Genomic DNA, 12,876 nt, shown 5'->3' with positions numbered 1-12,876 from the left:
TCAGCGGCTGCTGAGCCAGGCGTTCGAAGCGAGGGCCGCGTCGCGGTCCAGCTTGCGCATACGGAATTCAAGATCGTAAAGATCGGTGGCTTCAGCCAGATAAGCGTCGTCGCTTTCTTGCTTGCGCTCGTCGGCGGATTTCGTCAGGAACAGGAACAAACGGCTGAGCAGAAACATGATGAACCTCTCTTGCTAGGGTTAACCCCTAAGGACATACCCGATTATAGGGAAAACCCTACGGCACTGCCAGCGTTTTTGTCGGGTGTGGCGTTTACGCGTCATTCCTCAATCCAACCAGGAGCGGTTTTCACCTGCCCGCCACCGCCCGGGCAGCGGCCGTAGCGTCGCGCCGGCGACGATGTGTCCGGAAAAAGTCCCAAATGAGCGCGCTCGCGTCGGGCCCTTTGCGCGAGTGGAACGGAATCGCTTCATCGCCGCCCGCCCATGCATGCCCGAGGTCCGCCACGCGCGCCACTCGCACCAGCCGGCGGGCATTCAGCCCGTAATCTCGAATAACCGCGCCCGACTGGCGCGTCTCGCTCACCGTGCCGGCGATCGGTTCGCCCTCGGCATCGAGCAGACCGTTCAGGCGGCGGTACTGCGCGGCCAGTTGATCGGCATTCTGCGCGGAGACGACCCGGTCGGCGTCGCCGTGGACAATGATCGCGGGCATACCGGGGTAGCCCGCGACGTTCACGGCGGCATCGACGAGCGACACCGGATCGCGTCGCGCGCCGCGGCGCATCGTGTCCATGGCCGTCATGCCCGAATGCGCGTCGCCAAGCGCCGGCCCCGAGTGCAGCGCAACCGCCGCGAACCGATCCGGCCAATGCAACGCCAGCAGCGAGGCCAGCCCCGCGCCGGCGGAAAGGCCGGCTACGTACACGCGTTGCGCGTCGAAACCGTACTCCTCGACAAGCGCGTCGACGAGCGAGACGACCGCCCGCGCCTCGCCGCGCCCCGCCGTGTCGCGGTCGTCGTACCAGTGCCAGCAACGGTGCGCATGGGCATGACGCGATTGCTCCGGATAGACGACCGCGAAACCTTGCGCGTCGGCGAGCAGATTCATCCGCGTGCCGGCCGCAAATTCGTCGATGGTCTGCTTGCAGCCGTGCAACATGACGACGAGCGGCATATGCAGCGTCGCCTTTGCCGGCGGAATGTACAGCGCGTAAGAGAGGTGATTGACGAGCCGCCCCGGCAAGGGCGGCGCCGAATGGTAGGAGCGGATCCAACGCCCCTTCGCCCACGCAGCCGGCCGGGGGCGCACGCGGGAGTCCGCCGCATCGCGGCGGGCGCGGCGCGCGGCACCCGCCGCGCTTTCACGGCGGCGCCGCCGCTCGTTCTTCGCTGCGGTGCGCAAATATTCTTCTTGCATGGCCGGCACCGCCGACATCAGCCGCTTGAAACCACGAAGCCAGATTTTAGTGAGACTTTTGGTCATCAGTGCTCCCGGAGTGGCAGGGGGCGCGCGTCGCCGATACAGGATCATGACGCACTGCACCATAGTACCGCCCATAGTACCGCTTTTCGCCCAGGGTTCTGTTCGTAACAGGCTCGACCGGCCCGCTCTGGCTATACTGTGGGTTCGCGCACGTATTTTTTGTCTTCCGGACGGAAGGCTGGCGCGTTCTAACGGTAACATCGAGCCGCGCTCGTTCCCGCATTGCCGCCATTCATGTACGACCTGCCACTTCACCTCTGGTATTCGATCACGCGCCTGGGCGGCGCGGGCCTCACGCTGCCGCTCGCCGTAACGATCGCACTGTGGCTCGCGCTCGGCTATACGTGGCGGCTCGCCTTGGCATGGCTCGGCATCCTCGCAGGAGCGGTCGGCATTGTCGCGCTCACGAAAATCGCGTTCCTGGGCTGGGGCGTCGGCGTGCGCGCCTGGGATTTCACGGGCGTGAGCGGGCACGCGATGCTGTCCACAGCGGTCTATCCGGTCGGCTTCTTTCTGACTCTGCTGTCCGTCCGCCCACCGCTGCGCATTGCGGGCGTAGTGGTCGGCCTCGCGGCAGGCATGGCGGTCGGGCTCTCGCGCGTCGTACTCGATGCGCACTCGCCGTCCGAAGCCGTCGCCGGGTGCGCCGTGGGCGCGCTTGCCGCCATTTTCTTTATCTGGATTGCCTGGGGCGCCCGTCCGGGCAAGCTCTCGGTCGTGCCGGTGGCCGTGAGCCTGCTCATGCTGGCGGTCGCGCTGCACGATGTGCGCGTGCCGACCCAGCGCTGGATCACCCACGTGGCCCTGCATCTATCCGGGCGCGACCGCCCGTTCATCCGCGCCCGCTGGAAAGCCGGCATCCAGCCGCCGCGGCGCCCGCCCGCAGCGGCAACCCCGCACGACGCCTCGCTTCCCTCGCGCCTCGCCTGAACGCTCGCCGCCGAAGGGCGGCGGCATTTCGTCCGCGAGCGCGCGAAGCGTTATAACCTGATGTATATTACGGGCACGTTTAATCCTCCGACCCCATCCATCATGTCCATTTTCTGTCGCCCCCCCAGGGGCCTGCTTCGCCGGGCATTCGCTGTCGCAGCCGTGTCCCTCCTGGCCGTCACCTCGGCGCGGGCCGACGAGCTCGTGGTCTCGGCCGCGGCAAGCCTGACCAACGCGTTCAAGGATGTCGCAGCCGGCTTCGAGCGGCAGCACCCGGGCACGAAAGTCGTGCTGAACTTCGGCGCGTCCGATGTGCTCATGCAGCAGATCGTCAACGGCGCGCCGGCCGACGTCTTCGCATCGGCCGACGAAACGGCCATGGACAAGGCAGCTCAGGCCGGTGTCGTCGATCCGTCCACGCGCAAGGACTTCGCTGCGAATTCGCTCGTCATGATCGTGCCGGCGGACAGCCGGCTCTCGTTGGGCAGCCCGCGCGATTTGATCGCAACGCCGGAAGTCAAGCGCATCGCGCTTGCCGATCCCGCCTCGGTGCCGGCCGGCCGCTACGCGCAACAGGCGCTCGAAGCCAACGGCAAGGACGTTTGGGACGCCGTGAAGGCGAAGTCCGTGCTGGCCACCAACGTCCGGCAATGCCTCGATTACGTGTCGCGCGGCGAAGTGGAAGCCGGCTTCGTGTTCGGCACCGATGCCGCCATCGCCAAGGGCCGCGTCAAGGTAGCGGCCACGCTGCCGACGCGTACGCCAGTCACCTACCCGATCGCACTCGTCAAATCCGGTACCCGTGAGGCACAGGCGCGAGCATTCGAGGATTACGTGCTGTCGCCGGAAGGTCAGGCCATGCTCGCGAAGTACGGTTTCAAATCGCCCAGCCCGAAATGAGGCCGCGCATGGACGCGCTCTGTACGCGTCGCGGATTGCATCGATGATGGAACAAGCCTGGACTCCGCTTCTGCTGTCGCTCAAGGTTGCCGGATGGGCAACCGCGCTCGACATCGTGCTCGGCGTGGCAGCCGGGCTTGCGCTCGCCCGCTGGCGCAGCGCGGCACGCGACATCGTCGATTCACTGCTGACGCTCCCGCTCGTGATGCCGCCAACCGTGCTCGGCTACTATCTGCTCGTGCTGCTCGGGCGGCGCGGCGTGTTCGGAAGCTGGCTGGAGTCGCTCGGCATCCGGCTCGTGTTCACCTGGCAAGGAGCGGTGCTCGCCGCGATGATCGTCGCCTTTCCGCTCGTTCTGAAATCGGCACGCGCGGCGTTCGAAGCCGTGGAGCCACAGTTCGAGCAAGCAGCCCGCACGCTCGGCATGGGCGAAACAGCACTTTTCTTTCGGATCACGCTGCCACTGGCAGCGCGCGGCATCCTCGCGGGCGGGCTGCTCGCTTTTGCGCGCGCGCTCGGCGAGTTCGGCGCCACATTGATGATCGCCGGCAATCTGCCGGGCCAGACTCAAACGCTCTCGGTCGCCGTCTACTCGGCCGTGCAGGCCGGCGACGACACCACTGCGAACGTGCTCGTACTCGTGACATCGGTGGTTTGCATCGTCGTGTTGCTCGTCGCGGGCCGGCTCGTTCCTCAGCATTCGCTTCTGACCTCGCGCTGATATGACGCTCGCAGTCGACATCCGCAAGACGCTCGTCACGCGCGAGCGACGCTTCACGCTCGACGTCTCCTTTTCGACGACATGCCGCCGCGTCGTGCTGTTCGGCCCATCGGGTGCCGGCAAGACGCTGACGTTGCAGGCCATCGCGGGGCTGCTGCCGCCCGACGACGGCACCATTTCATTGGCCGGCGAAGTACTGTTCGACGCGGCGCGCAGCATCGACGTGCCCGCGCGCGCGCGCGGCGCCGCCTATCTTTTCCAGGACTATGCGCTGTTTCCGCATCTGAATGTCCGGCAGAACATCGGGTTCGCGCTGCGCCGGGGCTGGTTCAACCCCCGCTCGAAAGAACAGCATGCGGAAGTCGACTACTGGATCGACGCATTCGAACTCGCCGAGGTGGCCGGCAATTACCCGGCGCAGCTGTCGGGCGGCCAACGGCAACGCGTCGCGCTTGCGCGCGCGCTCGTGGCCAAGCCGAAGATGCTGCTGCTCGACGAGCCGTTCGCCGCGCTCGATGCGGGCATGCGCGAGCGCATGCGGCACGAACTCTCCGCGCTGCAAACGCGGCTCGATATCCCGATGGTGCTGATTACGCACGACGCCGCCGACGTGGCCGCGTTCGGCGATCAGGTGGTGCGCATCATCGACGGGCGCGTGGAAGCCACCGCGGCGCCGGTGCCCACGCTTGCTCGGCGGCATGCCTGAGGCCGCGCCCACCCGCCTCGGCGCCTGCCCGCCTCGGCACGCCGCTCAGGCATCGCGAAGGCGTGGCGCTCGGGGATCTGCGCTCGAGGCTCGAGCTGCGGGGCTCACGCCGTCGTCCCCAGAATCACGCTCGATGCCTTGAATGCCGCGATGGCGGGCTTGCCGCGCGCCAACCCGAGCGTCTCGACGCTTCCGTTCGTCACGATCGCCGTCAACACCGTCTTGCCCGACGTGCCGGCCGCTCCATCGAGCTCGATGGACACCTCGGCATTGACCGCGCCCGGCGTCACTTCCGTCACTTTGCCCGACAACTGATTGCGCGCGGAAAGGCGCAGTCCGGGCTTGTCGTCGTGATCGTCTTCGACGGCCAGCACGATCCACGACGCCTTGACGAGCGCCACAACGTCGCCGCCGACGGCAAGTCCCAGCGTTTGCGTGCTTTCGTGGGTGACGATGGCAATCAGTTGCTGGCCGCCGGGCAGCGTCAGGACGATTTCGTCATTGACCGCGCCGGTTCGTATTTCGGCGATCTTCCCGTAGAGTTGATTACGTGCACTCGTTTTCATTCCAATTCTCCCGATCAGGGCCCAGTCGCCCGAAAATCCCTCGATCGCACCACTGGCGCGCTCGATGAATTGCCTATGCTCGCGCTCAATCGCACGGAAGGTGTCGATCAGGCGAAGTGCGCGCGCCGTCAGTGTGGTGCCGCCGCCGCCCTTTCCGCCCGTCGCACGGACGACGAGCGCCTCGCCCGCGAGATTGTTCATCGCATCGACGGCATCCCAGGCCGCCTTGTAGCTGAGGCCAACGGCCTTCGCCGCGCCCGTGATCGATCCGGTTTCGTGGATCGCCGCCAATAGTGCGATGCGTGCCGCGCCCGCCAGCGTCTCGCCGCCCGAGCGCAGCCACAGGGCTCCGCCGAGCGCGAGCGTGTCGCCGCCCGGTGACGCGCTCGCCTCGGTTGCAGGGCGCGCCACGGCATGGTGCGGGGGTAAGGATCGGTCAGTCATGGCAAGGCGGGCAAGAATCACGGGCCGGTCATTATAGGCAGCGCGCGTTGTCGCACGCAGCGAGGGAGGCCAGCCCGGACCAGCTCATCGGTCGCGCAACACCGGACGACGCAGCTTGCCGAGCAGGCGCTCGGCAACGCGCGCCGTGCCACGATTGACGGCTTCGCACCATCCTCTTGCGAAGCCCTGCTGATACGGCGTCACATCGAGCGCTTCGATGAAACGCAACGCGGTTGCGGCATCACTGCCCTCGCCCAGCGTCTCCTGGATCAGGCTGAGCCGCTGCGTGACCTTTCCCCGCGTGCGCGATGCCGTAAGAGCCTGAAAGAATTCGAGCGCATAGCGCAGCCGTTTCGCCGCGATCCGTCGGCGGTGCCGCCCAGCCGCGTCGAGCGACGTCAGCGCGGGGGGCGCTGTGAGCCGCGTGTAATAGCGCTTCACGCGCTTTCCCGCGTATGACGCGAGCGACCGCCGCGCGTGCTTCGGCGGCCCGTCGGAGAACCGCTGCGCCATCAGCCATTCGAGCCACGCGAGCGAAAGCTCCGCGTGCCGGCGCGAGCGCAGTGCCTCTTGAAGCTGCGCGTGCGCCTCCTGCCGCCGGGCATCGGCCTTCGCCTGCACCGGAGCCCAGCGAGAGGCGTCGCCGTCCGCGGCGGCCAGCGCCGGCAGTGTGGAATCGACGAATACATCCAGGTCCCGCGCCGCGCCAAGCAGGCCGCCAAGCCATTTGATGCCGGGTTCGACACGCGTATGCCAGGCTTCGTCCCGCCAGCGCGGAAAAAGCCGCACGAGCGTCCTGGCCCGCCTCAACGCCACACGCATCTGATGCACGGACTCGGGCGCCGTCTGCTCGCGGGCGCCACGTTCGTTGCCGAACCAATGGGACGCAACGTTGCAACCGATCGCCACGAGCGCATCGTGCGGCGTGCGCGCACCGGCGAGATCCACACGCGTCGCGCGCACCGGCTCGCTGCCTACAGCCGCACCGAGTGCACGTGCGTAGGCATCACCGGTTGCGACGAATGCCGGCAGCCGTGCCACGATCGAGTCCGCCACGGCCAACACGGCCGCACCCGCCGCCTGCACGGACGCACCGATGGGCGACTCTTTCGCGCCTTCGCCGCACTCCGCCAACAGATGAAGTTCGCAAAACGCCTGCGAGGCCCGCCGCCGGCTTTCCGTCGCCCCTGAGCCGGGCGCACGCGGCGGCGTCACGCGAATGGACGGCGCCGAGAGCAAGACGACTTCCACCGGCGGCCCGCTCGCCGGAATGCGGCAGCGAAACGCGGTGCGATTGGCGAGCAACGGCGCCGCTCGGGCGGCGGCGCAGTCAAGCCCAGCCACTTCACGAAACGCTTCGGGCAGGGTACCGGCATCGTCGATGGCCGCCCGGGGCTCGATCAGCTCGGTGCGAATCGTGTCGCGCAATGTCAGGCCCGGCACGATCGACATGGCGCGCGATAACGACAGGCGCCGCGCGTCCGTCGTCTCGTCGAGCAGGAGCCGGATATCCGCTTGCGCACCGGTGCCGCCAACGACGCGCATCGTCACGTCCTCGCGCGCGGCAACCTTCGCCATACCGGGCATACGGCCCAGCACTGCCGCAACCGCCTCACCAATCGGTTCGCTCCCCGGGCGATGCTTCGCGCCGCGCGCGCGTTCGCTACGCGCGCGAAGCCATTCCGAGCAGGATTTCGGCTCGATTTCCAGAACAAGCTCGACGGTGCGCAAGGTCGTGGCCGCTAAAGATTGCGATGAAGGGGCAGGGCACCATCGATCTTATACGTTCGGGCGCTGTACAGCCGGCGACCCGTGGTCGCTCGGTGCATTGCGCCACTTATTGCTCCCCCTGTTCCGTATGAATCCGGCCATTTATCGCACGGCGCGGCGCGGCTCGACGTATTGCGCCTCTCCATTACCGAACGACCAGTTCTCCGGCAGCACTTCGACCAGGTTGATGAAGACGTCCTCCATGCGCAGACCGCAACGCTCGTGCAGCAGTTCAGCGATGCGCCTGAAGAGCGCCTGTTTTTGCGCAGTCGAGCGCGTATTGCTCACGGTCAGTTGGATGACGACGAAATCGTCGCCACGTTCGATTCCCAGGTAGCGCCGGTTATACAAGATCGTGTCCGGCTCGTGCTCCGACAGCAACACGAACTGATCATCCTCTGGAACGTTGAAGGTTTCGACGAGCGCCTGCTGGACGCTGCCGACGATGGCGAGCCGATAGTCGAACGATTTTCCGGCGCGCAGGGCAATACGGGTAAGCGGCATGGCGAGTTCCTGGTCTTCATCCTGGATGGGTGAAGACAGCTTACGGCGCGCGAGTGATAATGAAAACTCATCAACGACGATATCAGTCATTTCCAACCAAAATGGAATTACTCGACCTCGACGCCGTGCGCGCTTTTGTCCAGGTGGCCGACCTCAGCAGCTTCACGCGAGCCGCCCAAACGCTCGGGACTACCCAGTCGGCCGTCAGCCTCAAGCTCAGGCGGCTCGAAGCGCAGCTCGGCCAATCGCTGCTCGAGCGCACGCCGCGTTCCGTTCGGCTCTCGCAGGCCGGCGCGGCGTTCCTCGAATCGGCGCGCGAGTTGCTCGATGCCCACACGCGAGCCGTCACGTCGATAGGCATCGAGCGGCGCCGGCTCAAGATCGGTCTGAGCGAGCATGTCGCCGGCGCCGATCTGCACCGGATCGTGGCTGCGCTGCATCGCCACGATCCGCGGCTCGTCGTCGAAATGCACCTCGGGTTGTCAGCGGCATTGCTCGCGCAGTATGAAGACCGGCAGTTCGACGCCTGCATCGTACGTTACGAACTCGACGAAGCATCGCGCTGGTCGGCGCGCAGCGACGCCGAACTTCTTTTCGCCGAGCCGCTCGCCTGGCTCGCCGCCCCTACGTTCCGGCTCATCCCCGGCGAAGCGGTGCCGCTCGCAACGATGGCCGGGACTTGCGCCGTGCGGGCCGTGGCTATCAGGGCGCTCGAACGGGCGGGCTTCTCCTGGCGTGAGGCGTTCGTTGGAGGCGGGATCGCGGCCGTCGGCGCGGCCGTGGCGGCCGGGCTCGCCATCTGCGCGCTGGCGAAACGCATTGCGCCTCCCGGCGTCGTCGAGCTCGATGCGCAGGCCGGCCTGCCGGCACTGCCCGACGCGCAAATCGTCCTGCATTCGCGCGTTCGAGAGCCGCATGCGCGCTCGGCCCTGCGAATGCTCACGGAGACACTCGCTCGTCGCTGAACGGGTGGTTCGAGCCGGAGCCCCAGCCCTGGCACCCGCCCATCCGCTCCGTGCGCTGCGGATAGCACAGAGAACGCCCGGCAACGCTTGCATTAATCCATAAATAGACTACGATTCAACCGTAGACCACTTAGAGACTCAATCATCATGGCCGCCGCCACCCATCGCGCCGCTTCCGCCGCGCACCTCCCGAGACCGTCCGGCGCGACGCCGTCGGTCGCCGATATGTCGGCAGCAGGCCTGCGCGCATTCTTCAACATCGCACGCGATTGGGAGTTGTCCGCCGACGAGCAGATCGTGCTGCTCGGTTCGCCCGGCCGCTCGACGTTCTTCAAATGGAAAACCGCACCTGAATCCGCACGGCTCTCGCGCGACACGCTCGAGCGGCTTTCGCTGCTGCTCGGCATCTACAAGGCGCTGCAGATCCTGCTGCCCACCCCGGCCACCGCGGATACCTGGATCAAGCGGCGCAACAGTGCCCCGCCGTTCGGCGGCGCCCGCGCTCTCGACCGCATGCTGGCCGGCAACGTCAGCGATCTCGTCGCGGTGCGGCAGTATCTCGACGCAATGCGGGGCGGGTGGGCGTGATCGCTGAAAACCGGCTACTGCGCTGGCGCACCACGGCGCTCGATTGGTCCCCCGCCTATCGCGTCATCCCGACACGCTTTCCGGCCGTCAACCTGTTCGATCGCGTGGCGTCCCCCGAAGACTTCGAGGCGCTGTACGCACTGGAAGCCATGACCAACGACCGCCTGCGCACCGAGGTGGGCGAACTCGATCTCGTGCCTGCGGAGGAGCGGCGCTTCGGCCCGGGCTACGGGCCCATCATGGCGGCCTTCACCCACCTCAATCCGCTCGGCAGCCGCTTTTCGGACGGCAGCTACGGCGTGTTCTACTGCGCCCGCGAAGCGCGAACGGCCATCGCGGAAACACGCTATCACGCGGCAAACTTTCTCGCGGCAACGCAAGAGCCCCCCATGCGCCAGCAGATGCGCCTGTACTCGGTTATCGCGCGCGGGCAGGTGGTCGATCTGCGCGGCGAGCCGTCCCTCGATCCGGCCGTGCTGTCGCCGAGCGACTATACGGCCGGACGCGCTCTCGGCCGCGAGGTACGCGACGCGGGCGCATCCGGCATCGCCTACCCATCGGTGCGCGACGCGGGCGGCGAATGTCTCGCCGCGCTGAAAACGACCATTTTGCGCGACTGCCATCATGCGGCGTATCTGGAATACAACTGGAACGGCAACGCGATCGACAGCGTCTTCGAGCTGAATCAGGTGGGCTGAGCCGCTAGCGCACGGCCACGCGTTCTCCGAGTACGACCGAGAGCGGGCGCCAGCCACCGTCGAGATGCATCGGAAAAAGCCTTGCCGCCACGACGAACGGCGCCAGCCGCACTACGGCAACGACATTTGCGCCGCACCCTCCGCAAGCGCGGTATGAACGGATACCGACCACGTCTTCGGCGTCAGCGCTTCCGTGATGGTGAGCTTGCCGGTGGCGGCAAATGCGCCGGTGTCGATGAAGATCTGAGAGCCGATGCGCCCCATGTCGCGCATCGGCGTGTGGCCGCAATAGGTGACCGAAAGCCCCGTTTGCCGAGCCGGGTCGGCACTGCCAAGCGCCAACTCGCGCCCCCAGAGCAGTTGCTGACGCACGCGCTCGTTGAACGCGCCCGCGTCCAGTTCGGCGTCACTGCCGAAAAACTCCGCATGCAGTACGTTGAAACGGCGCATGCCGGTGCCCACCACGCGCACGAGCGGCAGCGTTCGGAGTCGCCGCGCATATTCGCGCAGTACGTCGTCGGGCACGCCCTCGGCCCACTCGCCGCCGATTCCATACCACCAATTGCGCCTCATGCCGCCTTCGACGACAAGGCACAGCGCCTCTTCGTGATTGCCCAGCACCGGATAGAACCAGGGCTTGTCGAGCAGCGTCAGCGCCTCCTCCGACTGGCTGCCGCGATCGACGAGGTCTCCGACCGAGAAAAGCCGGTCGAGCTCGCCGTCGAATTCGATTTCGCGCAGCAGGTAGCGCAGCGCATCCACACAGCCGTGCAGATCGCCGACGACGAAGTCGCGCCCGGCAACGTTCGGTTCATGCCGGCAAACGACGGGGAAATATCCAGGCCTGGTTTCCATACCGCGATCATAGTCCCGTGTCCGCCCACGGGACGAACGTCATTGGAGGGCGGCCTTACTGCGGCCGCGTTCGGAGTTTGGCAATATCGGCCGCCGTCAGAGTCGCGTGCGGATTGCCGAAACGCTGCGTAACATAGTTGACGATCGCGGCGATCTGCTCGTCGTCCAGTTCGTTGCCGAAAGCCGGCATCATCACGTCGGCGTCCTTCGTTCGTCTCGCGACGCCATGCAGTACGACCATCGCGAGATTGCCCGCGTCGGGCGCGCCCACCGCGCTATTGCGAATCAGCGACGGATAGGCGAGCGGCGCGGTGCCACCCGCGCCCTGTCCGGTCCAGCCATGGCAACTCGCGCAGTTCGCCACGAAAAGCTGCGCGCCGTCGATACCTTTTACCGTCGCGCCGCGCAGGCGCAGCACGTCGTCGGCCGGCTTGCCCCAGGCATCGCGCGGGTGCGTCTGCCCACCCGAAACCGGGGGCAGCGAGCGCAGATACACATTGATCGAACGCAGGTCCTCAGCGTTGAGGAACTGCGTACTGTTCGCAACGACATCTGCCATCGGCCCCGCGGCGTTCGCCCGGCCCGCCGCGACGCCCGTGGCCAGATAGTGCACCAGATCGTCGTCGCTCCATCCGCCGATTCCGCCTGCCTTGTCGGGCGTGATATTGAACGCGCGCCAGCCCGCCTGCTCGCCGCCCGAAAATTGGCTCGTCGTCTTCAGGCCCTGCATGAGGTTGCGCGGCGTATGGCATTCGCCGCAATGCGCGAGCCCCTGCACGAGATAAGCGCCGCGATTCCATTGCGGACTGCGCTTCGGGTCCGGCACGAAGCGCCCCTCCTCGAAGTTGAATAGCTTCCAGAAAAACAGCAGCCAACGCTGATTGAACGGAAACCTGAGTTCGTTGCGCGGTGGCGTGTAATGGATCGGAGCGAGCGTATTCAGATACGCGCGTACGGCAAGCAAGTCCCGTTCCGCTACACGGGTGTACTCCGTATAAGGAAACGCCGGGTAGAGATGCTCGCCGCCCTTGCCCACGCCTTCGTGCATCGCGCGGATAAAGTCCGCGTCCGTCCAGCGGCCGATGCCCGTGTCGGGATCCGGTGTGATGTTCGGCGTGTAGATAATGCCAAACGGCGTCCCGATCGGTAGCCCGCCCGCGAAAGGCTGGCTTTTGTCGGCGGTATGGCACGCGATGCAATCTCCCGCGCGCGCCAGATACGCGCCGCGCTTCACGAGATCGGTGCTGTTCGCCTCGCTTTGCACGAGCATCGTGCCTGCCGCCGCCTCGCCCGGCTCGTCCGGACCGGCCGACGGCGCCGGCACCTCCGCTGCCGAAGCCGCCGCCGAACCGAAAGTGGCGCTGGAAGCGGAAGGCGATGCCGGCACCGGGAGCTCGCCCGACGCTGCCGCAGGCGTCGATATGCCTGCACCCGAGCCAGCGAGCGCGCCACTGGATATGGGCGCCCCCGTCTGATCGGACGCAGGGTGCGGCGCGGGCTGGCCGACGCGCCTCACGGCACCCGAGACGGCCGAGGCCGGCGCGAAAGCGCCTTTCGACGCCTGTGCCTGGGCGCTCGCGAGCGGCACCTCGTCGGCCATCGCCGTATCCTGCGTCGCGGCATGCCATGCGAGATACAACGCGAACAGCGAAAACGCGGCGGCCACGCTCGCCATGCGCACCGGCCGGCGGCGCGAGGAAGGCTCGGCGCGGCCGCGCCTGGGTGACCGTGCGGTTCGAGCCTGCGGATCGCTCATCGGCATTCTTCTCATCGAATCGAATCCAC

14 protein-coding genes are annotated in these 12,876 nt (G+C 66.8%); 7 read left to right on the top strand and 7 right to left on the bottom strand.

What is annotated here, in order from left to right; translation table 11 throughout:
- Both U0034_RS27240 and U0034_RS27235 read right to left on the bottom strand, forming a co-directional pair.
- A complete protein-coding gene (locus U0034_RS27240) occupies positions 1–177 on the bottom strand; it encodes a DUF3563 family protein (protein WP_085227581.1) in 177 nt (58 codons plus the stop codon).
- Positions 178–307: 130 nt separating this feature from the next.
- Positions 308–1,444, bottom strand: a complete 1,137-nt coding sequence (locus tag U0034_RS27235; protein WP_085227582.1) for an extracellular catalytic domain type 1 short-chain-length polyhydroxyalkanoate depolymerase — start codon at positions 1,442–1,444, stop codon at positions 308–310.
- Between the two features lie 234 nt (positions 1,445–1,678).
- On the opposite strand from U0034_RS27235, the gene U0034_RS27230 reads away from it, so the two are divergent.
- The 4 genes from U0034_RS27230 to U0034_RS27215 all read left to right on the top strand — a co-directional run bounded on the left by U0034_RS27230 (position 1,679) and on the right by U0034_RS27215 (position 4,701).
- Positions 1,679–2,374, top strand: coding sequence for a phosphatase PAP2 family protein (locus U0034_RS27230; RefSeq protein WP_085227583.1), 696 nt, complete (start codon positions 1,679–1,681; stop codon positions 2,372–2,374).
- A 102-nt stretch (positions 2,375–2,476) separates the two neighbouring features.
- On the top strand, positions 2,477–3,274 hold the full coding sequence (gene modA, locus U0034_RS27225; protein ID WP_085227584.1) for a molybdate ABC transporter substrate-binding protein: 798 nt from the start codon (positions 2,477–2,479) through the stop codon (positions 3,272–3,274).
- Between the two features lie 46 nt (positions 3,275–3,320).
- Positions 3,321–3,995 (top strand): molybdate ABC transporter permease subunit, encoded by a 675-nt coding sequence (gene modB / locus U0034_RS27220; RefSeq protein ID WP_085227585.1) that lies wholly within the window; start codon positions 3,321–3,323, stop codon positions 3,993–3,995.
- Between the two features lies 1 nt (position 3,996).
- Entirely contained in the window at positions 3,997–4,701 is a 705-nt protein-coding gene (locus U0034_RS27215; RefSeq protein WP_085227586.1) for an ABC transporter ATP-binding protein, read from the top strand.
- A 104-nt stretch (positions 4,702–4,805) separates the two neighbouring features.
- Here the strand turns inward: U0034_RS27215 and U0034_RS27210 are convergent, their stop codons facing one another.
- The 3 genes from U0034_RS27210 to U0034_RS27200 all read right to left on the bottom strand — a co-directional run bounded on the left by U0034_RS27210 (position 4,806) and on the right by U0034_RS27200 (position 7,985).
- The gene (locus U0034_RS27210) at positions 4,806–5,711 is read right to left on the bottom strand and encodes a TOBE domain-containing protein (RefSeq protein ID WP_085227587.1); all 906 of its coding nucleotides are present in this window, start codon (positions 5,709–5,711) and stop codon (positions 4,806–4,808) included.
- Positions 5,712–5,795: 84 nt separating this feature from the next.
- Positions 5,796–7,289, bottom strand: coding sequence for a CHAD domain-containing protein (locus U0034_RS27205; RefSeq protein ID WP_158243547.1), 1,494 nt, complete (start codon positions 7,287–7,289; stop codon positions 5,796–5,798).
- A 294-nt stretch (positions 7,290–7,583) separates the two neighbouring features.
- Entirely contained in the window at positions 7,584–7,985 is a 402-nt protein-coding gene (locus U0034_RS27200) for a tautomerase family protein (RefSeq protein ID WP_085227589.1), read from the bottom strand.
- Positions 7,986–8,086: 101 nt separating this feature from the next.
- Between U0034_RS27200 and U0034_RS27195 the strand changes: the two genes are divergently transcribed.
- From U0034_RS27195 to U0034_RS27185, 3 genes are all read left to right on the top strand, one after another.
- Positions 8,087–8,950 carry a LysR family transcriptional regulator gene (locus U0034_RS27195; RefSeq protein WP_085227590.1) on the top strand — a complete coding sequence of 288 codons (864 nt, stop codon included), beginning with the start codon at positions 8,087–8,089 and terminating at the stop codon, positions 8,948–8,950.
- Between the two features lie 225 nt (positions 8,951–9,175).
- Positions 9,176–9,538 (top strand): MbcA/ParS/Xre antitoxin family protein, encoded by a 363-nt coding sequence (locus tag U0034_RS27190; protein WP_233211998.1) that lies wholly within the window; start codon positions 9,176–9,178, stop codon positions 9,536–9,538.
- Positions 9,535–10,236: an RES family NAD+ phosphorylase gene (locus U0034_RS27185; RefSeq protein WP_085227701.1), complete on the top strand. Its 702-nt coding sequence runs from the start codon at positions 9,535–9,537 to the stop codon at positions 10,234–10,236. Before U0034_RS27190 ends, U0034_RS27185 begins: the two co-directional genes overlap by 4 nt.
- A gap of 111 nt (positions 10,237–10,347) precedes the next feature.
- On the opposite strand, the gene U0034_RS27180 is transcribed toward U0034_RS27185, so the two are convergent.
- Positions 10,348–11,091 (bottom strand): metallophosphoesterase, encoded by a 744-nt coding sequence (locus tag U0034_RS27180; protein WP_085227592.1) that lies wholly within the window; start codon positions 11,089–11,091, stop codon positions 10,348–10,350.
- 55 nt (positions 11,092–11,146) lie between these two features.
- Positions 11,147–12,847, bottom strand: coding sequence for a c-type cytochrome (locus tag U0034_RS27175; RefSeq protein ID WP_350932901.1), 1,701 nt, complete (start codon positions 12,845–12,847; stop codon positions 11,147–11,149).
- Between the last annotated feature and the right edge of the window lie 29 nt (positions 12,848–12,876).

This window comes from Trinickia caryophylli (assembly GCF_034424545.1).
In the GTDB taxonomy this organism is placed as follows: Bacteria; Pseudomonadota; Gammaproteobacteria; order Burkholderiales; family Burkholderiaceae; genus Trinickia; species Trinickia caryophylli.
Note: the sequence above shows the minus strand (reverse complement) of the source record. Positions and strands in the feature narration are given on the sequence as shown.

Excerpts from the sequence above, each read along its gene's own strand:
- U0034_RS27240 (WP_085227581.1), bottom strand. The coding sequence starts at position 177 with ATGTTTCTGCTCAGCCGTTTGTTCCTGTTCCTGACGAAATCCGCCGAC.
- U0034_RS27235 (WP_085227582.1), bottom strand. The coding sequence starts at position 1,444 with ATGACCAAAAGTCTCACTAAAATCTGGCTTCGTGGTTTCAAGCGGCTG.
- U0034_RS27230 (WP_085227583.1), top strand. The coding sequence starts at position 1,679 with ATGTACGACCTGCCACTTCACCTCTGGTATTCGATCACGCGCCTGGGC.
- modA (WP_085227584.1), top strand. The coding sequence starts at position 2,477 with ATGTCCATTTTCTGTCGCCCCCCCAGGGGCCTGCTTCGCCGGGCATTC.
- modB (WP_085227585.1), top strand. The coding sequence starts at position 3,321 with ATGGAACAAGCCTGGACTCCGCTTCTGCTGTCGCTCAAGGTTGCCGGA.
- U0034_RS27215 (WP_085227586.1), top strand. The coding sequence starts at position 3,997 with ATGACGCTCGCAGTCGACATCCGCAAGACGCTCGTCACGCGCGAGCGA.
- U0034_RS27210 (WP_085227587.1), bottom strand. The coding sequence starts at position 5,711 with ATGACTGACCGATCCTTACCCCCGCACCATGCCGTGGCGCGCCCTGCA.
- U0034_RS27205 (WP_158243547.1), bottom strand. The coding sequence starts at position 7,289 with ATGGCGAAGGTTGCCGCGCGCGAGGACGTGACGATGCGCGTCGTTGGC.
- U0034_RS27200 (WP_085227589.1), bottom strand. The coding sequence starts at position 7,985 with ATGCCGCTTACCCGTATTGCCCTGCGCGCCGGAAAATCGTTCGACTAT.
- U0034_RS27195 (WP_085227590.1), top strand. The coding sequence starts at position 8,087 with ATGGAATTACTCGACCTCGACGCCGTGCGCGCTTTTGTCCAGGTGGCC.
- U0034_RS27190 (WP_233211998.1), top strand. The coding sequence starts at position 9,176 with ATGTCGGCAGCAGGCCTGCGCGCATTCTTCAACATCGCACGCGATTGG.
- U0034_RS27180 (WP_085227592.1), bottom strand. The coding sequence starts at position 11,091 with ATGGAAACCAGGCCTGGATATTTCCCCGTCGTTTGCCGGCATGAACCG.
- U0034_RS27175 (WP_350932901.1), bottom strand. The coding sequence starts at position 12,847 with ATGAGCGATCCGCAGGCTCGAACCGCACGGTCACCCAGGCGCGGCCGC.